The 18,371-nt window shown below is 65.2% G+C and carries 16 protein-coding genes and 1 pseudogene; 3 read left to right on the forward strand and 14 right to left on the reverse strand.

Annotated features, from left to right (window positions below; all coding sequences use genetic code 11):
- Positions 1–67: 67 nt before the first annotated feature.
- From QM685_RS27215 to QM685_RS27260, 10 genes are all read right to left on the reverse strand, one after another.
- Positions 68–1,117 (reverse strand): substrate-binding domain-containing protein, encoded by a 1,050-nt coding sequence (locus QM685_RS27215; RefSeq protein WP_415121418.1) that lies wholly within the window; start codon positions 1,115–1,117, stop codon positions 68–70.
- 45 nt (positions 1,118–1,162) lie between these two features.
- Positions 1,163–2,359 carry an ABC transporter ATP-binding protein gene (locus QM685_RS27220; RefSeq protein ID WP_415121273.1) on the reverse strand — a complete coding sequence of 399 codons (1,197 nt, stop codon included), beginning with the start codon at positions 2,357–2,359 and terminating at the stop codon, positions 1,163–1,165.
- 3 nt (positions 2,360–2,362) lie between these two features.
- The gene (locus tag QM685_RS27225; RefSeq protein ID WP_415121275.1) at positions 2,363–3,289 is read right to left on the reverse strand and encodes a carbohydrate ABC transporter permease; all 927 of its coding nucleotides are present in this window, start codon (positions 3,287–3,289) and stop codon (positions 2,363–2,365) included.
- Positions 3,289–4,254 (reverse strand): carbohydrate ABC transporter permease, encoded by a 966-nt coding sequence (locus tag QM685_RS27230; protein WP_415121277.1) that lies wholly within the window; start codon positions 4,252–4,254, stop codon positions 3,289–3,291. Before QM685_RS27230 ends, QM685_RS27225 begins: the two co-directional genes overlap by 1 nt.
- Positions 4,255–4,263: 9 nt before the next feature.
- On the reverse strand, positions 4,264–5,502 hold the full coding sequence (locus tag QM685_RS27235; protein ID WP_415121279.1) for an ABC transporter substrate-binding protein: 1,239 nt from the start codon (positions 5,500–5,502) through the stop codon (positions 4,264–4,266).
- A gap of 188 nt (positions 5,503–5,690) precedes the next feature.
- Positions 5,691–7,106 (reverse strand): GH1 family beta-glucosidase, encoded by a 1,416-nt coding sequence (locus tag QM685_RS27240; protein WP_415121281.1) that lies wholly within the window; start codon positions 7,104–7,106, stop codon positions 5,691–5,693.
- Positions 7,107–7,470: 364 nt separating this feature from the next.
- Complete coding sequence (locus QM685_RS27245) at positions 7,471–8,283, reverse strand: ATP-binding cassette domain-containing protein (protein WP_415121283.1); 813 nt, start codon at positions 8,281–8,283, stop codon at positions 7,471–7,473.
- Positions 8,283–9,293 carry an ABC transporter permease gene (locus tag QM685_RS27250; protein ID WP_415121285.1) on the reverse strand — a complete coding sequence of 337 codons (1,011 nt, stop codon included), beginning with the start codon at positions 9,291–9,293 and terminating at the stop codon, positions 8,283–8,285. The genes QM685_RS27245 and QM685_RS27250 overlap by 1 nt, the downstream gene beginning before the upstream one ends.
- Positions 9,293–10,402 carry a sugar ABC transporter substrate-binding protein gene (locus QM685_RS27255; RefSeq protein ID WP_415121287.1) on the reverse strand — a complete coding sequence of 370 codons (1,110 nt, stop codon included), beginning with the start codon at positions 10,400–10,402 and terminating at the stop codon, positions 9,293–9,295. The genes QM685_RS27250 and QM685_RS27255 overlap by 1 nt, the downstream gene beginning before the upstream one ends.
- A 413-nt stretch (positions 10,403–10,815) precedes the next feature.
- Positions 10,816–11,433 carry a dihydrofolate reductase family protein gene (locus QM685_RS27260; RefSeq protein ID WP_415121289.1) on the reverse strand — a complete coding sequence of 206 codons (618 nt, stop codon included), beginning with the start codon at positions 11,431–11,433 and terminating at the stop codon, positions 10,816–10,818.
- A 107-nt stretch (positions 11,434–11,540) separates the two neighbouring features.
- Here QM685_RS27260 and QM685_RS27265 point away from each other — a divergent pair.
- A pseudogene (locus QM685_RS27265) lies at positions 11,541–11,717 on the forward strand (FAD-dependent monooxygenase); the annotation flags it as partial.
- A 161-nt stretch (positions 11,718–11,878) separates the two neighbouring features.
- Here QM685_RS27265 and QM685_RS27270 read toward each other — a convergent pair.
- Both QM685_RS27270 and ftrA read right to left on the reverse strand, forming a co-directional pair.
- Positions 11,879–13,093, reverse strand: coding sequence for a DUF2252 domain-containing protein (locus tag QM685_RS27270; RefSeq protein WP_415121291.1), 1,215 nt, complete (start codon positions 13,091–13,093; stop codon positions 11,879–11,881).
- A 182-nt stretch (positions 13,094–13,275) separates the two neighbouring features.
- Positions 13,276–14,241 carry a transcriptional regulator FtrA gene (ftrA, locus tag QM685_RS27275; RefSeq protein WP_415121293.1) on the reverse strand — a complete coding sequence of 322 codons (966 nt, stop codon included), beginning with the start codon at positions 14,239–14,241 and terminating at the stop codon, positions 13,276–13,278.
- A 125-nt stretch (positions 14,242–14,366) separates the two neighbouring features.
- On the opposite strand from ftrA, the gene QM685_RS27280 reads away from it, so the two are divergent.
- Positions 14,367–14,783: a rhodanese-like domain-containing protein gene (locus QM685_RS27280; protein ID WP_415121295.1), complete on the forward strand. Its 417-nt coding sequence runs from the start codon at positions 14,367–14,369 to the stop codon at positions 14,781–14,783.
- Between the two features lie 66 nt (positions 14,784–14,849).
- On the opposite strand, the gene dapA is transcribed toward QM685_RS27280, so the two are convergent.
- Entirely contained in the window at positions 14,850–15,755 is a 906-nt protein-coding gene (gene dapA, locus QM685_RS27285) for a 4-hydroxy-tetrahydrodipicolinate synthase (protein WP_415121297.1), read from the reverse strand.
- A gap of 429 nt (positions 15,756–16,184) precedes the next feature.
- Between dapA and QM685_RS27290 the strand changes: the two genes are divergently transcribed.
- Positions 16,185–17,477 (forward strand): aspartate carbamoyltransferase, encoded by a 1,293-nt coding sequence (locus QM685_RS27290; protein ID WP_415121299.1) that lies wholly within the window; start codon positions 16,185–16,187, stop codon positions 17,475–17,477.
- Between the two features lie 27 nt (positions 17,478–17,504).
- Here the strand turns inward: QM685_RS27290 and QM685_RS27295 are convergent, their stop codons facing one another.
- Positions 17,505–18,353, reverse strand: a complete 849-nt coding sequence (locus tag QM685_RS27295; RefSeq protein ID WP_415121301.1) for an alpha/beta hydrolase — start codon at positions 18,351–18,353, stop codon at positions 17,505–17,507.
- Positions 18,354–18,371: the final 18 nt, after the last annotated feature.

Raw genomic sequence — 18,371 nt, forward strand, 5'->3', positions numbered from 1 at the left:
AAGGATTACAACAGTCTTCTAAAAAGATCACAGCCGACGCCAGCGGGTTAGAAGAAAACCGTTTCTATCACGCTGCCCCCGGCGCCCTCTTCTTCATGCCGGCCACCGATCCCACCGACTCGCGCATCGTCACGCTCACCGGAAACTCGCGAAAAATCTCCCACGTGGTCCGGTAGCACCGGTTGATCAGCCAGCGCACCGCGTTCCGCGTCAGCTCCGCGGTCGGAATATGAACCGACGTGAGTCCGGGCGCCGCATACGCGGCCGAGTAATCGTCGTCGTAGCCGATCACGGACATATCGTTCGGTACCGAGATGCCCGCCTGATGAAAGCGCGCGAGCACGCTGACCGCCATCGTGTCGTTCGCGCAGAACAGACCCGTCACGCGCCGCTTCGAATCGAGCAGCGTCTGCGCGGCGGCATAGCCGCCTTCGGGCGAGAAGTCCGATTCGATCAGCGTGACGTCGTCGCGCGCGATGCCGGCGCGCGCCAGTTCGGCGAAAAAGCCTTCGATCCGCATCAGGTTGTCCGACGCGGTGGACGGCCCCGAAATCACCGCGATGTCGCGATGCCCGAAGTCGAGCAGCGTGCGCGCCGCCAGTTCGCCGCCGCGCCGGTGGTCCGCGCAGAACGACGCGTCCGGCAACTGCTCGAACGCGCGATTGAGGAACACCATCTTCGGATGCATGCCGTGCAGCATGATCAGGTCTTCGTCGTGCAGATCGTGGCTGATCACGACGACGCCGTCGCAATCGCGGCCGATCAGGAAGCGCACCGCCTCGATCGCCTGCTCGCGCGGCGACACTTCCCCGCAACCGGTCGCGACCACCACGTGGCGGCGCACCGCGCGCAGCTCGGTGTCGGTCTGCTTCAGGATCGTGCCATAGTAGGAGCCGAAAAACGTCGGCACGAAAATACCGATGATGCCGAGTTGCTGCGTCGCCATCGCCCGGCCGATCGACGACGGGCGGAAGTTCAGCGCCTCGATCGCCGCCTTCACGCGGGCCGCGGCATCGGCTGAAACCGGTCCTTTACCGGAAATGGCTCGTGAGGCGGTCGACATGCCCACGCCGGCCAGTTCCGCGACATCCTTGAGTGTTGCCACGCGGTTCTCCATCAAGCCTTGTGTCGACGAGCCGCGGCGCACGTGCGCGCTGCGGCGTTACAGGCGCGCGCCGCCCGCTTCGTCGAACAGCGAGACATGCGCGGCGTCGAGCGAAAACGCCACGGTGCCGCCTTCGGCAACCGGCGTTCTGGTCTGATCGATCGACGCGATCTGTTCGCCATGATAGTCGAGCCAGATCACCCGGTGGTTGCCCATCGGCTCCATCAGCGAAACTTTTGCGCACTCCGCGCCGCTCGTGCCAGCGCCGGTGCCAGCGCCCGCGCCCCCGTTTGCATCGACGCGCACGTCTTCGGCCCGCACGCCGAGCACGCACGGCAGTCCTTGCGCGGGTGCGGCCTTGAACGCATACGCGGACACGTCGAGCCGCAGGTGCGCGGAGCGGAAGTGCACCGCGCCGTCGCGCAACTCGAGCGTGCCCTTCAGCAGATTCATCGCGGGCGAGCCGAGGAACGTCGCGACGAACAGATTGTTCGGCCGCGTGTAGACCTCGGCCGGCGTGCCGAACTGCTGGATCACGCCGCCGCGCATCACGGCCATGCGGGTTGCGAGCGTCATCGCCTCGACCTGATCGTGGGTCACGTAGATCATCGTCGCGCCGAGCCGTCGATGCAGTTGCTTCAGTTCGCGGCGCAGCTCGGTGCGCAGCTTCGCGTCGAGATTCGACAGCGGCTCGTCGAACAGGAACACGTCGGCTTCGCGCACGATCGCGCGGCCGATCGCGACGCGCTGCCGCTGTCCGCCGGAAAGCTGCGCCGGCTTGCGCTCGAGCAGCGATCCGAGTTGCAGCATTTCGGACGCGCGCGCGACGCGCCGCGCGATTTCCGCCTTCGGGGTGCCGTTGATGCGCAGCGCGAACGACAGGTTGCGCTCGACGCTCATCGTCGGATACAGCGCGTACGACTGGAACACGAGCGCAATGCGGCGGTCCTTCGGGTCCGCCCACGTCATGTCTTCGCCGGCAATCTCGATGCTGCCGTCGCTGACGTCGATCAGCCCCGCGATGCCATGCAGCAGCGTGGACTTGCCGCAACCCGACGGGCCGAGCAGCACGACGAATTCGCCGGCGAGCACGTCGAGATCGAGATTCTCGATGACGGTGTTCGAGCCGAGCCGAATCGTCAGATTACGGATCGCCACATTGGCGGGATGCGTGAGCGCCGCGGCGTCGGCGTCAGTGTCGGCGCTTGCGCCCGGCACAGCGGCCGCGTCGATCGTATTAGCGATGTTTGCCATGCCCTACCCCTTGACGGCGCCCGACGCAATGCCGCGCACGAACCAGCGGCCCGAAATGAAGTAGACCGCGAGCGGCACCATCGACGTCAGAATCGTCGCGGCCATGTTGACGTTGTACAAACGCTCGCCGGTCGTCGTGTTGATGATGTTGTTCAGTTGCACCGTCATCGGCAGGTTCTTCGTGCCCGCGAACACGAGGCCGAGAATGAAGTCGTTCCAGATATTCGTGACCTGCATGATCAGTGCGACGACGATGATCGGCGTCGACATCGGCAGCATCAACTGGAAGAAGATGCGCCAGAAGCTACCGCCGTCGATGCGCGCGGCCTTGAACAGCTCCTGCGGAATCGATGCGTAGTAGTTGCGGAACAGCAGCGTCATCACCGGCATGCCGAAGATCGTATGAATCACGACGATGCCCGGCAGCGAGCTGAACAGATGCACGCTCGCGAGCACGCGCACGAGCGGATAGACCATCACCTGCACCGGAATGAACGCGCCGAGCAGCAACACCCCGAACAGCACGCCCGCGCCGCGCGGCCGCCAGAACGACAATGCATAGCCGTTCACCGCGCCGACCACGATCGAGAAAATCGTGCTCGGCACGACGATGCGCACCGAGTTCCAGAAGCCGACGCGAATGCCGTTGCAGTCGAGCCCGGTGCACGCGGATTGCCAGGCGGCGCTCCACGCGTCGAGCGTGAAATGCGTGGGAAACGCGAGCAGATTGCCGAGCCGGATCTCGCTCATCGGCTTGACCGACGTGACCAGCATCACATAGAGCGGCAGCAGGAAGAACACCGCCGCGCTCAGCAGAAACGCGTAGATGCCGACGCGCGCCGGCGAAAACGCCGAGCGGCGCGGCCGTGGACGTGCGCGACCCGCGCGGTCTGGCGGGCCGCCGTTGAACGAAGTATTGAGCGTGTTCATCACCTCTCCCCGCGCAGTGCCGCGCGGCTGCGCGCATGGAAGAACGGCGCGAGAATCGCGAGCACCGTCGCGAGCAGCACGATCGACGCCGCCGACGCGAGGCCGATGTTCGCGCGTCCGAACAGATAGTCCATGATGAATTTGGCCGGCACTTCGCTGGCGGTGCCGGGGCCGCCCTGCGTCATCGCGACGACCGCGTCGTAGAGCTTCACGACCATCACGAACAGCAGCACGAACGCGGTCGAAATCGACGGCCCGAGCATCGGCACGACGATGCTCGCGTACACGCGCCAGCGTGGAATGCCGTCGATGCGCGCGGCCTTCCACAGCTCTTCGTCGATGCCGCGCAAGCCCGCGAGCAGCAGCGCCATCACGAGGCCCGACGCCTGCCACACGGTCGCGATCACGATCGTATAGATGACCCAGTCCTGATCGACGATCCAGTCGAAGCGCGCATGCGTGAAGCCGAGCCGGTGCAACACCTGCTGCGCGCCCAGTTCCGGGTTGAGGATCCATTGCCACACGAGCCCGGTCGCGACGAACGACATCGCGTACGGATACAGAAACACCGTGCGCAACACGCCTTCGGCGACCACCCGCTGATCGATGAAAATCGCCAGCAGCAAACCGATCACCATGCACGCGACGATGAAGCACGCGCCGTAGATCACGATGTTCTGCAGCGACACGAGCCAGCGGTCGTTGTGGAACAGCCGCGCGTACTGCGTGAAGCCCGCGAAGTCGTTCGACGGAAACGTGTGCGAATTGCTGAGCGACACGCGCGCGGTCCAGACCATCGTGCCGAGGTACGCGCACACGACGGTCAGGATCATCGGCAGCAGGGCCAGCCAGACCGCGATCGAAAAGCGCCGCTTCAGCGGTTTGTGATGCGGTTTGCCGTGCGGCTGGTTATGCGGCTGATTGTGCGACTTCTGACCGGCGGCCGGCATCTTGAGCGCGTGCATGGCGGCGCCCTAGCCCTTCAATGCGCTGGCGAACGCTTTCTGCGCGTCGTCGACCGACTGGTTCCTGTTCCAGAAGTTCGTCACGACGTCAGTCAGCGCCCCCTGCATATCGGGCGAGAGCAGCATTTCCGGATTCGGCAACTGACGCGACTTGTCCTTCATGATCGCGATGCCCTCCTTCGCGCACACGTCGAGGCTGGCCGCGTCGACGTCAGGGCGGATCGGAATCGAGCCCTTCTTCGCGCTGAACGCGACCTGCGCGGACGGCGAGGTCATCACCGTGGCGAGCAGGTTCTGCGCCTTGATCGCCGACGCGTTGTCGGTCTTCGGGAACACGAACACGTCGCCCGCGACCAGATACGGCGAATGCGGACCAAAGCCGGGGAAGCAGCCGAAGTCCTTGCCCGCGGTCTGGTTGGCCGCGACAAATTCGCCCTTGGCCCAGTCGCCCATGATCTGTACGCCGGCCTTGCCCGACGTCACCAGCGCGGTCGCGTCGTTCCAGTTGCGGCCCGGCGAGCCCGGATCGACGAAATCGCGCAGCCGCTTGAACGACACGAGCACCTTCCTGAACGCATCGGAATTCACCGCGTTCACGTCGTGATCGCGATAGACCTTCATATACAGGTCCGGGCCGCCGACGTCGGCGAGCACCGCGTCGAACGTGATCTTCTCCTGCCACGGCTGGCCGCCGAACGCGAGCGGAATCACGCCCGCGGCCTTCAGCTTGCCGAGATCGGCGATGAATTCGTCATAGCTTTTCGGCTCGCTCGTGATGCCGGCTTTCTGGAACACCGGCTTCGAGTAGAAGAACCAGGCCGGCATATGGATGTCGACCGGCGCGGCGTAGTAATGGCCCTTCACCTTGATGCTGTCGAGAATCGACTGCGGGAAGATCGTATTCCAGTTTTCTTTCGCGGCGACGTCGTCGACGTTGTTCAACAGCCCCTGATCGATCAGGTCGTGAAACTGTTTCGACGTATTGAACTGCGCGGCGGTAGGCGGATCGCCGCCGACGATGCGGTTGATCGCGGTGGCGCGCGCCTGATCGGCGCCGGCGACCGCGTTGTCGACCCATTGGCCGCCGGCCTTGTTGTACGCATCGGCAAACTGGCGGATCGCGGCCGATTCGCCGCCCGAGGTCCACCAGTGAATCACGTTGGCCTTAAGCGGCTCCGCCTGCGCGACGGCGCCATACAGCGCCAGTGCCGCAACCACGCCTCGCAAGACCATTCTGCTGCTGTTCATTCCGTCTCCTCCGGGCGTGCCGCCCGTGTATCAGGTCACCAGGTCATCGGGTCGAAAGACACACCCGCTCCACCCTTTTTACGTCGTCGTGTGCGCCGCGCGATGCGGCGCCTGTTGTGTTGTCGTTGTTGTGTTGCCTGAATCGGGTTGCCCGGGTTGCACGGTCTGACGCGCACCGCTTCATGCCTTCACGCGAGCGCGTCGCGCTCTTTCAGGAATTTCGCCACCAGCTCGGCGCTGTGCTTGAGCGTGCGCTTCTGCGTGTCGTAATCGACATGCACGATGCCGAAGCGCCGCTCGTAGCCGAACGCCCACTCGAAGTTGTCCATCAGCGACCACAGGAAATAGCCACGCACGTCGACGCCGGCCTTGATCGCCTGATCGACCGCGGCGAGATGGCGCTTGAGGAACGAGATGCGTTGCGGGTCCTCGACGCGGCCGTCGACCACCTGGTCGTTCGACGCCATGCCGTTTTCGGTGATGTAGATCGGCGGCAGATTGGCGTAGCCGGCCTTGAAGCCGGTCAGCAGATCGCGCAGGCCGTCGGGGTAGACCTCCCAGCCCATCTGCGTGCGCTCGACGTCCGCGAGCGGCACGTCCCTGAAACCATGCACGCCATCGCTCGCGACATTCGTGCGGAAATAATAGTTGATGCCGAGAAAATCGAGCGGCGCGGCAATGGCTTGCATGTCGCCGTCGAGCACGAGCGGCTCGGTGCCCGGCCATAGTTCGAACAACGATTGCGGATACTCGCCCTTGAACAGCGGATCGAGAATCCACGCGTTGTGCTGGACTTCGAACAGTTCGGCCGCGCGGCGGTCGGCGGCGCTGTCGCTATCCGGCGTGCCGCGCCCGACGTTCGCGACGATGCCCTTGCGCGAGCGCGGATCGTTCGCGCGCAGCACCGGAAGCACGAGACCGTGCGCGAGCAGCAGATGATGCATCGCCTGCGTTGCGAAGCGCACGTTCGCGAGTCCCGGCGCGTGATGGCCGTTGCCGTAGCCGAGATACGCGGAGCACCACGGCTCGTTGAGCGTCGCCCATGCATCGACCATGCCGTGCAGCTCGCGGCTCATCAGATCCGCGTAATCGGCGAAACGGTACGCGGTTTCGCGATTGAGCCAGCCGCCGCGATCCTCGAGATGCTGCGGCAAGTCCCAGTGATAGAGCGTGACGAAGGTCTTGATGCCCTTCTCCCGCAAACGCCCGAGCAGGCGCTTGTAGAAGTCGAGGCCCTTGCGGTTCGGCACGCCGCCGGCATCCATCACGCGCGGCCACGCAACCGACAGCCGGTACGCTTCGAGGCCGAGTCCCGCGAGCAGTTCGACGTCCTCCTCCCAGCGATGGTAGTGATCGCACGCGACGGCGCCGGTGTCGCCGGCCAGCACCTTGCCCGGCGTCGCCGAGAACGTGTCCCAGATCGACGGCAGACGGCCGTCTTCGTTGACCGCGCCTTCGATCTGGTACGACGCGGTAGCCGCGCCGAGCAGGAAATCCTTGCGCCACAGCGACGAATCGGCGGGCGGCGTGAACGGGTCGGTATGCGGGTCCCCGTGAGATCGCGGCGAGATGGCGTCGATGACTGCGGATGCGTCGTTTTCCACGGATTCTCTCCTGCGCTGAGGTCGTTGAACCGGGTGTGGCGGAAATCGTCGCGCCGCCGTTCGAGCCTGCCGCGAAGCAGTTGTGAACTCGCAAGTGGAAGCGCTTCCACACAAACCAGCGAACGATAGCAGCGGGCAATTCCTGGCAGCAATCAGGGTTTGTCCGGGGCTTTCCCGGCACGCGGAACGAGAGGATGCGGGGTGCATCGAGAGGGGTTGGATAGCGGCTTCCGGAGGGCTTGCGGGTGGGCTTCCTCAGAATCCCAGCGGATCGTCATGGGGCTTCTTGCAGCGGGCTTCGTTTTGTTTCAGCACAGCAAGTCATCCCAGCAATGGTCCGGGCGGCTGGCGCTGCCCGGCCATCTCAATGCGCGCCGGCGGTGCGCATTGCCCGGTATTCCCGCCGCACGATATCCATCAGCTCCGCCACCGAAGTCAGCGCGCTCTTTTGCTCGTAGGTCACGCGGCCTCGCTGCATCAACATGATGCGATCGGCGATGTCGAGCGTCTGCGCATAGTTGTGCATGATCATGATGATGGACAGGCCGCCTTTTTCCTTCAGGCGCATCAGCAAGTCGATGATGAGCCCCGCTTCGCGCGCGCCCATCGCGGCAAGCGGCTCGTCGAGCAGCAGAATCTTCGCATTGGAATGCACGGCGCGCGCCACGGCGATCGCCTGGCGCTGGCCGCCCGAAAGGCGCTCCACGGGCAAATCCACCGAAGGCACGTGCACGCCGATATCGTCGAGGCATTGCGCCGCGCGCTCGCGCATCTGCTTGTGGTCGAGCAGCCTGAACGGGCCGCGCCGCACGATCTCGCGGTTCAGGAACATGTTGTGGTAAATGCTCAGCGAATTCGCGAGCGCGAGATCCTGATACACGCATTCGATGCCGAGCGAACGCGCATGATCGACCGAGCGCAGCAGCGTCTCCTGGCCGTCGACATAGAGCGTGCCGCCCGTTTGCTGATGAAAGCCGGTGAGGATCTTGACGAGCGTGGACTTGCCCGCGCCGTTGTCGCCGAGTACGCCCAGAATTTCGCCCTTGCCGAGCGTGAGCGAAACGCCATCGAGCGCGGTCACCGCGCCGAAACGTTTGACGAGACTTTCGCCGCGCAGCGCGAGCGGCGCATCGGGCGTGGCATTCGCGCCCGGAAAGGAAGCCTGCGATTCGTCCATCAGCGCCCTCCCTTGCGGCGAATGCGCCCGACGTGGATGTTGAAGATCATCGCCGCCAGAATCGCGGCGCCGAGAATAATGTTGAACGTGAACGCGTTGATGCCGATCAGCGTGAAGCCGTCGTTGAGAATGCCGAGCACCGCCGCGCCGATGAGCCCGCCCACGATGGTGCCCGAGCCGCCCGTGAGCGGCGTGCCGCCGATCACGGCGGCGGCCACCGCGAGGAACATGATCTGGTTGCCGCCCGCCTGCGGATCGATCGAGGTAATGCGAAACGCTTCGAGCATGCCGGTGAAGCCCGCGAGCACCGCGGCGAGGATGAAGTTGCCGAGGCGCAGCCGGTTCACGTGAATGCCGGCCTCGCTCGCGCCGACTGGATTCGCGCCCGCGGCCTGCGTATGCAGACCCCAGCGCGTATGCCGCAGGAGCACGTGCATCGCGAAAGCGATCGCCAGCGTCCAGATGATCTCGCTGTAGCCCCACGCGCCCATGAACGCGGAGAACGCGGGAGACCCCGGCGTGGGAGCGGGCGTGCCGCGCGAGACGGTGAGCGTGATGCCGTTGATCAGAAACAGCGTGCCGAGCGTGGTGACGAACGAAGGCAGCCGCAGCCACACCGTCACCGCGCCGTTCACGAAACCGATGATCGCCGCGGCCACGAGCCCCGCGATCACGGCGAGCCACATGGGTGCGCCCGCGTCGTTCGCGAACACCATCATGAACGGCGCGAATGCGAACACCATGCCCGCCGAGAGATCGATGTCGCCGCCGATCATCAGCATGATTTCGCCGAACGCGATAATCGCAACCGGCGCGATGAACTGCGAGAGGTTGACGAGGCTCGCGTTGGTGAGCAGGAAATCGTGGTTGGCGAATTCGAAGTAGGCGGCCAGCAGCACGGCCACGAGCAGGATGCGCAGCTCGGCCGCCCAGTGCGATGCGAATGAAATGCTCGCGCGCCGGGGCGCGCGGGCCGCTTCGATCTTGCTGGTGTCGTTCACTGTATCCATTACGACCGGATTGCGCCGTTCATCGGAACGATTTGCGGCTTGGTGGTCTTGCCTTCATAGCGCGTCGAGGTATTGAGGTACGGCTCGACGGTCTCCTTCGTCACGAATTTCAGGCCGGTATTGGTATCGGCCGGGCCGACCAGGCCGCCGGAGGCCAGCGTCACGAACGCCTGCATCACCGTATAGAAACCCTGCACGTACGGCTGCTGGTCGATCGTGAAGTCGAGGAAGCCTTCGTGAATGAGCTGCACCGTGGTGGGCAGCAGATCGAAGCCGCCGCCATGCACGCCCTTCGAGGGCAGGTTCGATTCCTTCATCACCTGCGCGACGCCCTGGGTGCTGCCCGCGTCCACGGCGAACATGCCTTTCAGGTCCTGGTGGCCGAGGTAGAACGACTTGATCTTCGAAAGCTCCTCGTTGACAGTCGCGCCCGTGGCCACGGTCTGGATGTCGATCTTCTTGCCGGACTTCTTGATGGCGTCGCTCGCACCGTCCAGGCGCGGCTGGATGTTGAGCTGCCCCGGCGTCGCGATGAACAGCGCGACCATGCCGCTGTCGATGAGGCTCACGATGCGCTCGCCCATCTGATAGCCCGACAGATACAGGTCCTGCCCGATATAGGCGAGGCGCGGATTCTTCTTGCCGCGCGGTGCGTCGGCGTTATAGGCGAACACCGGAATGCCGGCGTCGAGCGCGGCCTGGATCGGTTTGTCGAAAGCGCTCGGATCGACGATCGGCACCGCGATGGCGTCGGCCTTCGCGGCGATCGCCGAGTTCACGGCGCGGACCATTTCGCCCGCATCCGACGTGGCCGAACCGGTCCACTGATAATCCATGCCGAGCAGCGAGCAGGCATCCTGAATGCCGTACTGCGTGGGCACGAAGAACGGGTTGGTGGTGACGTGATTGACGAACACGATCTTCCACTTCTTGTGCGCGGGGAAAGCGGCCTCCGCCGCCTGCGCGGTGCCGATCAACCCGCCCGCGCCGCCTAGCGCGCCCATCAGCGAAAGCGCCGCGCCCAATCCCGCGCCCTGCATCAGCCCCCGCCGCGCCGCGCTGAAACCGTTGCTGCTGTGTTCCTGGTCTTCATCCCGTTGCTGTGCCATCTCTTCCTCCGGTTCTTTTCTTCGTTGGTCGATGTGGTCGACGTCGCGTCGATCGCGTGCAGATGCTGGACGGCACCGGGAGTGCGCTGGACAGCGCGGGACTGGGGCGTGGAGATGTGCAACCCCGATTCGGAAGCGCTCGAGATGCGCCGTGCGGTACCGAAAAAAATGTTAGTGCAACGCGGTTGCGCCTCCTAATCCATGTATACCCCTAACTAGTCCGACACCAACCCGACTATTGGGATACCTGGTTCGAGACGCCGCGTTTGAGACGCCCAGTCAGGATTCGAAGCGACAAAGCGCTTACGCGGGGTTTACCGTCTCTTGCGCGAGATCGCGGTGGCGAGTTTCGCCTGACGCTCCACCGCTATCATCCGCTCGCTGCTCCTGCTTGCCGCTCCTGCTTGCTGCTCCTATTCGAACTCCCCTGTCCGCACCTCACCGCTTCTCAGATAGCGGGTAATCAGCACGCCGCCCGGCGTGCTCGTCGAATGCGTCAGCGTGAAAGCCGATGCCAATGCGTCGTCGCCGAACAGGCGCTTGCCGCGCCCCAGCATGACGGGATAAATCAGAAAACAAAGCTCGTCCACAAGGCCGGCTGCGAGCAACTGGCGCACCATGTCGCCGCTGCCGAAAGTCAGCAGATCCGCGCCGTCCTGACGTTGAAGCGCGCGTATCGCGTCGACAAGATCGCCTACGAGCGCATGACTGTTATGCCAGTCAAGGGCGCCGGATCGATGCGTGGCCACGTGCTTGGGTACGCGGTTGAACAGATCGGCAATCGCGCGGCTGCCTGAGTCGGCCGATACATGCGGCCAGTACGACGCGAATATGTCGTAGGTGCGACGCCCCAGCAGCAACTCGAACGGCTGCGCGAGCAGATCCTGCACGTGCTGGCCGACGGCTTCGTCCGCGTAGGGAACGATCCAGCCACCCAGGCGGAATTCGCCGCTGGGATCTTCTCGTGCCCCGCCGGGGCCCTGAGTGACGCCATCCAGACTGATGAAAGTGGAAACGGTGAGCTTGCGCATGAAGTTCTCCAGATCGATGGACCCGATCGGTCCATCGATACGACGAACGATTCGCATGGAAATCGACAAGCGCGCGCGGCCCGACCTGAATCGGTCCGTGTCGCCGGGTGTTCATTGCCGGCGACGCCGCGCACATTCATCCTCCTGTGGGCGGCCAAGGTATGAACACGGGCCTGCAAGATGCGCACAATCTTGTGTGGAAACTCGCACATGTCGCGAAAGTCCTCGCAAGTCCCGTATTGCCCGACAGTTACCGGGCGGAACGGCATCCGGTCGGCGTCGACGTCGTCAGGTCGACGACCGCCACGCTCAACGCCGTGCTCGCGTGGCAGGCCGCCAATCCGGCGATGCGCGAAACTCAACTGCTGATCACGTATCAGGGAAGCCCGATCGTAGCCAATATGTGGCCCGGCGCCGATCCTGCCGCGCCGGCAGCATTCCCCACTCACCCCTTTCCCGTCAAATCAAACGCTCCGCGATCATACGCATCGCAATACGCCTTCCAGTCCGCCGTCACCTGCTTCTCGCATTGGGTCGCAAGATCGATCAATGGCAATTGCCAGTCGCGCCGATTGCCGAACGCGATCAGATCATCGGCGATCGCCGACTTCTGCCGCCCCCCGCTGCGCAGATGCGCCCACGCGCTCAACTCGGCCATGCTGTTGATCACTTCCTCCAGCCGCGGCAACTTGCCGTCCCAGTCGGCGAGCGCGACGCGGTCTTCCGATGGCTGCAGACTGCGCAGCACATACGAACGTCCGTTGAAATCGACCGCGTGCAGAAACGCCTGCGACACCGCCTGATTGCGCCGTTGCACTTCGACGACGCGCTGCGCGTCGGTCTGCCATTGCGGCTGCGCCACGCGCACGCGCGGGCTGACCGACGACGGCAGCGCTTCCTTCAGATCGATCAGGTAGTTGCCGTCCGGCGAACCCTTGCCTTCGACCAGGATCACGTAACGATCGACGCCGAGGCTCCCGGTGCCGGCGATGCGCCGCGCGACATCGAGCGTGCGATAGAACTCGGGATTCGGCTCAGCCGCCGCGAATTGCTGCATGAACTGCATGACGGCCGCGCGCCGTTCGTCGCTCACCGGCAGCGCCTTCTTGCCGTCGATCTTGAGCACGCGAGTCTTGCCCTTGAGCACCGTGCGCCGGTCGAGATGCGCGGCGCGCGTGCGGCTCGCGAGCGCGTCGAACAGATCGCGCACCATGCCGGTCGCGGTTTCCGCTTCGATCCAGCGCGACTTGCCGAACGCGAGCGCCGCGCCGTACGCGTCGAGCGCGGTGTGGCACAACGCGAGCGCCTGCGCGCGGCTCAGCTTCAGATCGGCCGCGCCGACCAGCACGCTCGTCAGCAAACGCACGAGTTCGTACAGGGCCGGCGCGAGACAGGCTTCGTCGAAATCGTTGTTGTCGAAGTAGATCAGGCGATTGTCGGCCTTGTAGCTGCCGAAGTTCTCGAAGTGCATGTCGCCGCAGATCCACACCGTCGGCGCATCGTCGAGCACCTTCGCGCGCGGCAACCGTTCATAGAACAGATGACAGGTGCCGCGCAGGAACACGAACGGCGAGCCGCGCATGGCCTTGTATTTCATCGCGAGCCGTTCGGGGTCGCGGCCGGCGTTGAAACCGGCGATGATCTTCGCGATGTCGGACATAGGTGCTCCGTTGAATGAGCGCTGCGTTGCGTGACTTCGGCGGCCTACATGGTTTCCATGACCTCGGCGCGCTGTGCATTCATGCACGACCGTTTGCATGATAAGCGCGGCGGATGTGTCGCGACCAGATCGCGGCAAACCCGATATGCGATGAGTCGGCCGACAAATGCACACCCACGCGGTCACCCCGCTTCCGGCACCCCGAACTTGCGCCGATACGCGCCCGGACTCGTCAACGCAATCCGGCGGAAATGCCGCCGCAACGACTCTTCCGAACCGAAGCCCGCGAGTTCGGCGACCCGCGCCATCGGCATGGCCGCCGGCGCTTCGAGCAGTTCGCGCGCAAACGCGACGCGCTCCCGCAGCAGCCACTCATAAGGCCCCATGCCGGTCGCGTCGCGAAACTGCCGTTGCAGCGTGCGCGGGCTCATCGCCGCGCGCCCGGCGAGCGAGTGCAGCGTATGCGGCTCGGCCGGATGGCCGCGCACCCAGTCCATCAGCTTCGCGAGGCGGCCGCTTTCGTCGGGTGGCACCGGGCGCGGCACGAATTGCGCCTGACCGCCTTCGCGATGCGGCGGCACCACGAGCCGTTGCGCGACGCGATTTGCGACCGCGCTGCCGTGATCGCGCCGGACCAGATGCAGCAGCATGTCGAGCCCGGCCGCCGACCCCGCCGACGTGATGACCTGCCCTTCGTCGACATACAGCGCATCGGGCCGCACGCGCAGTTGCGCATAGCGCTGCTGCAATTTGTCCGCATAGCGCCAGTGGGTCGTGACGGTCTTGCCGTCGAGCACGCCGGCCGCCGCGAGCACGAACACGCCCGAGCAGATCGAACAGAGCCGCGCGCCGCGCTCGTACGCCGCGCGGATTTTTTTCAGCAGCGCGGCGGGCGGCACTTCGTCCGCGTCGCGCCAGCCCGGAATCACGATCGTGTCGGCGCGCGCAAGCAGTGTCAGCTTATGAGGCGCGGCGATGGTGATGCCGCCCGCCGCGCGAATCGGCCCCGGCTCTGCCGCGCAGACCGCGAAGCGATACCACGGCACGCCGAGTTCAGGACGCTCGAGCGCGAACAGTTCGGTCACGCAGCCGAATTCGAAGGTGCAGAGCCGGTCGTAAGCCAGCGCGACGACGAGATGGTTTTGCATGGCGCGATGTTACCGGAGATTGACGATTACGCCACTTACCCGGTGGCAGCGTGGGCGGCACAATCAATCGAATCGCCTGACTCGCGCGACACATAATCCGATCAACCTTGCCACCGCGCTCCGCCATGTCCATTGCCAGCCCCGCCACCAACGCCGTCACCGCGACCCCCGCCGCCGACAGCGCCGCCGCGCTCGCGCACTTTCGCGCATCGCTGCAATTCGAAACCGATTGCGCGGACGTCCACGCCGCGCTCGCGAGTGGCGCGCCCGGCTTCGTGCTGCTCGACGTGCGCAGCCCCGCGCTGTTCGCGCAAGGCCACGTGCCGGGCGCGCTGAATCTGCCGCACGGCAAGATCGTCGAGTCGAAGCTGGCCGCGTATGCACCGGACACGCTATTCGTCACGTATTGCGCCGGCTCGCATTGCAACGGCGCGGCACGCGGCGCACTGCGGCTCGCGCAACTGGGGCGGCCCGTCAAGCTGATGGCGGGCGGCATCACCGGCTGGCTCGACGAAGGCTTCGCGCTGAGCCGCCCGGACTGAGAGCTGCCTACGATCCGACGCGACGCGCGGGCGGCATGCGGTGGTCCGCGCTTCACCTGCATCGCTTCATGCGCGCTCGACCAGCGCCACAAGCTGCCCGGTCAACGCCGCGCTTGCGCGCGTCATCGGCATGCGCAGTTCGTTGCGGATCCAGCCTTCGGCCGCGAGCAATGCCTTCACCGGCGCAGGATTCGGTTCGGCGAACGCGAGCTGGATCTGCGGCACGAGCGCATGGAAAATCCGCCGGCCTTCAGCGAGCCGCCCCTCGGCCAACGCGCGATACAGCGCGACGAAACGCTCCGGCCGCCAATGCGCGGATGCGGCGATCGCCCCGCTGCCACCCGCGCACAACGTATTGAAGATCGCGAGGTCGTCGCCCGCGAGCACCTGCAGGCGGCCATCGCGAATCAGCGCGAGCGTCGTGTCGAGCGAGCCGGCGCAATCCTTGATCGCGCGAATCCGCGGATGCGCGGCGAGCGTCAGCAACGTGCCGGGTTCGAGCCGCACGCCGGTGCGTTGCGGAATGTCGTAGAGCACGACCGGATGCGCGCTGGCGTCGGCGAGTGCGCTGAAATGCGCGACGATCCCCTCCTGCGCGGGCCGGATGTAGTACGGCGCGGCGATCAGCAGGCCCGCGAGCGGCAGTGCATTCAGTTGCTCGATCCGCGCGCGCATGCTCGCCGTGTGATTGCCGGACACGCCGACCAGCACCGGCAGCGCGTGCCGTTGCGGCGCGTCGGCGGTGCGGGCGGTGCCGGCGGTGGCCTGCGCGGCGTCGAGAATCGTCGCGAGCACCGCATCCTGTTCGGCGGCGTCGAGCATGGCCGGCTCGCCGGTGGTGCCGAGCGCGACGAGGCCGGCCACGCCGGCGTCGGCATAGCGGCGCACGAGCGCGCGCAACGCCGCGTGATCGACGGCGCCGTCGGCGAACGGCGTGATCAGCGGAATCCAGATACCCGAGAAATCAGACATGTTTTTCTACCTCGATGACGACCGTATCGAATCCGCTCAGCGGTGCGAGGAAGAAAACAGGAGAAAGCCGCAGGCGGGCGGTCGACCGGTCGTTCCGTCGCACATCTGACGACGGAACAGCGTGCCCCGGTCAGATGAGCGGCTGTTTTTTGGCTTTGGCGCCAGCGTTGCTCGAGCGGCGGTTCGCGCGTGCGACCGCCGCGCTCGTAAGAGCGGCGCGGACGGAAGTCGACGAACGGAGTCGGAACGTGGGGCCGGAGTACATGAACGGCAGTGTAACCGCGACGGACGCGCAACGGGGCGCCCGTCAGGCGCGCGCGACAACCTCGCGTGAAAAAGGCTTGACTTCCGTAGCGGGGAAACTAATATACGCACCGCGTACATTTCGTATCGCACTCCCGCCGCCCCCTCTTTCCGACAGGTGCCTTCATGAGCGTTCCGCAGCAAGCCTTCCTACGCGATGCGATGCGTCGCCTGAACATGACGCGCGACACGTTCGCGAGCCGCATCGGCGTGTCGCGCCGGGCGCTCGACACATGGCTGCTGCCGGACGACTCGCAGGAATCGCGGGCGATGCCGGAGATCGTCGAGCGCTTCGTGTCGGAGATCGTCGTCAACGCCGAGCCCGGCGAAAAATATACGCAAAGCGTAGACTCGCAGTCGCTCGCGAGCCAGATGCTGTTCGAAGGCAAGCCGCAACTGCTGTCGGTCGATCAGTTCTCGCGCGACGCGGTCGAGGCGCTGTTTCGGGTCGCCGACATCATGCAGCCCATCGCGCGACGCCGCAAAATCTCGCGCGTGCTCGAAGGCGCGGTGCTCGGCAACCTGTTCTTCGAGGCAAGCACGCGCACACGCGTGAGCTTCGGCGCCGCGTTCTGCCGGCTCGGCGGCTCGGTGTGCGACACGACCGGCTTCACGTTTTCGTCGATGGCCAAGGGGGAATCGATCTACGACACGAGCCGCGTGATGAGCGGCTACGTCGACGCGCTGGTGATCCGCCATCCGGAGCAAGGCTCGGTGGCCGAATTCGCGCGCGCGACCAACGTGCCGGTGATCAACGGCGGCGATGGCCCCGGCGAGCATCCGAGCCAGGCGCTGCTCGATCTGTACACGATCCAGCGCGAGTTCTCGCGGCTCGGCAAGATCGTCGACGGCGCGCACATCGCGCTCGTCGGCGACCTCAAATACGGACGCACCGTGCACTCGCTGGTGAAGCTGCTCGCGCTCTACCGCGGCATCAAGTTCACGCTGATCTCGCCGCCGATGCTCGAAATGCCGGGCTATATCATCGAGCAGATTTCGCGCAACGGTCATGTGATCGAGCAGACGCACGATCTGCACACCGGCCTCGCCGGCGCCGACGTCGTGTACGCGACGCGCATCCAGAAAGAGCGCTTCACCGACGAATCGTTCGAGGGCTATACGCCGGACTTCCAGATCAACCAGGCGCTGGTCGACGCCGTCTGCGGCGCCGATACGCTGATCATGCACCCGCTGCCGCGCGACAGTCGCCCCGGCGCGAACGATCTGAGCACCGACCTCAATCACGATTCGCGCCTCGCAATTTTCCGCCAGACCGATAACGGCATTCCGGTGCGGATGGCAATTTTCGCGGTGCTGCTCGGTGTCGAGAAACTGGTCCAGCATTCGATGCGCGATGCCGCGTGGCGTCCGCCCGCGTATCTCGGCCCGGACGACGCGGTGTTTCACGGAATCGACTGAGCGGCCCCGCCTCGCATTGCCGGCCGCTCAGATCGCGGCGCCGTTCGCTTCGCGCGTCGCATGTCGGAACGTGCCGGCAAAGAACAACACCTGATACTTCACCGCGTTCGACCAGTACTTCCACGTGTGGCCGCCGGGCCGCTCGGCGTAATCGTGCGGCACGCCGAGTTCGACGAGCCGTTCGTGCAGCAGACGGTTCGACTGAACCAGTGAGTCGTTGACGCCGCAATCGATCGTCAGCGCGATATGCTCGCGGCCGAAATCCTGCGCGTTCGCGACGATCGCCTCGCTGTTCCAGAAGTCGGCATCGCGCGACGGATCGCCGAACACGCGCTCGATACCCGGCTCGTCCTCGCTGCCACGCGGGTCCACCGCGCCGCTGATGCTGCCCGCCGCGCCGAATGCGTCGGGCCGGTCGAGCGCGATCCGCAACGCGCCGAAGCCGCCCATGCTCAGGCCGGTAATCGCGCGCGCACGCTTCGTGGCGATCGTACGGAAATGCTGGTCGACATAGGCCACCACTTCGGTGCCGACGTAGGTTTCGTAACGGCTGCGCGGATCGACGGGACTGTCGATATACCAGCTCTCGTGCCCGCCGTCGGGCATCACGAGAATCACGTGATAGCGGTCGGCCAGTTTGCCGATATGCGAATTCGCGGTCCAGTCGGTGTAGTCGCCGCCCGAGCCGTGCAGCAGGTAGACGACCGGAAAGCGCGCGGCCGTGTTGCCGCGCGTGTATTGATCCGGCAGCACGACGGTCGCATCGAACGAACGATGCATCGCCGCGCTCGGAATCGTGACGACCCGCAACTGGAACGCCCACGCCGGCGACGCGATCAGCATCAGAATGAGCCAGAACGCACGAACTGGATTCATGGTGGGTCGCTCTCCCGC

This window comes from Paraburkholderia sp. (assembly GCF_047605525.1).
Classification (GTDB): Bacteria; Pseudomonadota; Gammaproteobacteria; order Burkholderiales; family Burkholderiaceae; genus Paraburkholderia.

Bases quoted from the DNA above. Each gene is read 5' to 3' on its own strand.
- QM685_RS27290 (WP_415121299.1), top strand. From the start codon at position 16,185: ATGAGCGTTCCGCAGCAAGCCTTCCTACGCGATGCGATGCGTCGCCTG.
- QM685_RS27225 (WP_415121275.1), bottom strand. From the start codon at position 3,289: ATGAACACGCTCAATACTTCGTTCAACGGCGGCCCGCCAGACCGCGCG.
- QM685_RS27280 (WP_415121295.1), top strand. From the start codon at position 14,367: ATGTCCATTGCCAGCCCCGCCACCAACGCCGTCACCGCGACCCCCGCC.
- QM685_RS27245 (WP_415121283.1), bottom strand. From the start codon at position 8,283: ATGGACGAATCGCAGGCTTCCTTTCCGGGCGCGAATGCCACGCCCGAT.
- QM685_RS27250 (WP_415121285.1), bottom strand. From the start codon at position 9,293: ATGGATACAGTGAACGACACCAGCAAGATCGAAGCGGCCCGCGCGCCC.
- QM685_RS27215 (WP_415121418.1), bottom strand. From the start codon at position 1,117: ATGGAGAACCGCGTGGCAACACTCAAGGATGTCGCGGAACTGGCCGGC.
- QM685_RS27255 (WP_415121287.1), bottom strand. From the start codon at position 10,402: ATGGCACAGCAACGGGATGAAGACCAGGAACACAGCAGCAACGGTTTC.
- QM685_RS27220 (WP_415121273.1), bottom strand. From the start codon at position 2,359: ATGGCAAACATCGCTAATACGATCGACGCGGCCGCTGTGCCGGGCGCA.
- QM685_RS27235 (WP_415121279.1), bottom strand. From the start codon at position 5,502: ATGAACAGCAGCAGAATGGTCTTGCGAGGCGTGGTTGCGGCACTGGCG.
- QM685_RS27260 (WP_415121289.1), bottom strand. From the start codon at position 11,433: ATGCGCAAGCTCACCGTTTCCACTTTCATCAGTCTGGATGGCGTCACT.
- dapA (WP_415121297.1), bottom strand. From the start codon at position 15,755: ATGTCTGATTTCTCGGGTATCTGGATTCCGCTGATCACGCCGTTCGCC.
- QM685_RS27230 (WP_415121277.1), bottom strand. From the start codon at position 4,254: ATGCACGCGCTCAAGATGCCGGCCGCCGGTCAGAAGTCGCACAATCAG.
- QM685_RS27295 (WP_415121301.1), bottom strand. From the start codon at position 18,353: ATGAATCCAGTTCGTGCGTTCTGGCTCATTCTGATGCTGATCGCGTCG.
- QM685_RS27270 (WP_415121291.1), bottom strand. From the start codon at position 13,093: ATGTCCGACATCGCGAAGATCATCGCCGGTTTCAACGCCGGCCGCGAC.
- ftrA (WP_415121293.1), bottom strand. From the start codon at position 14,241: ATGCAAAACCATCTCGTCGTCGCGCTGGCTTACGACCGGCTCTGCACC.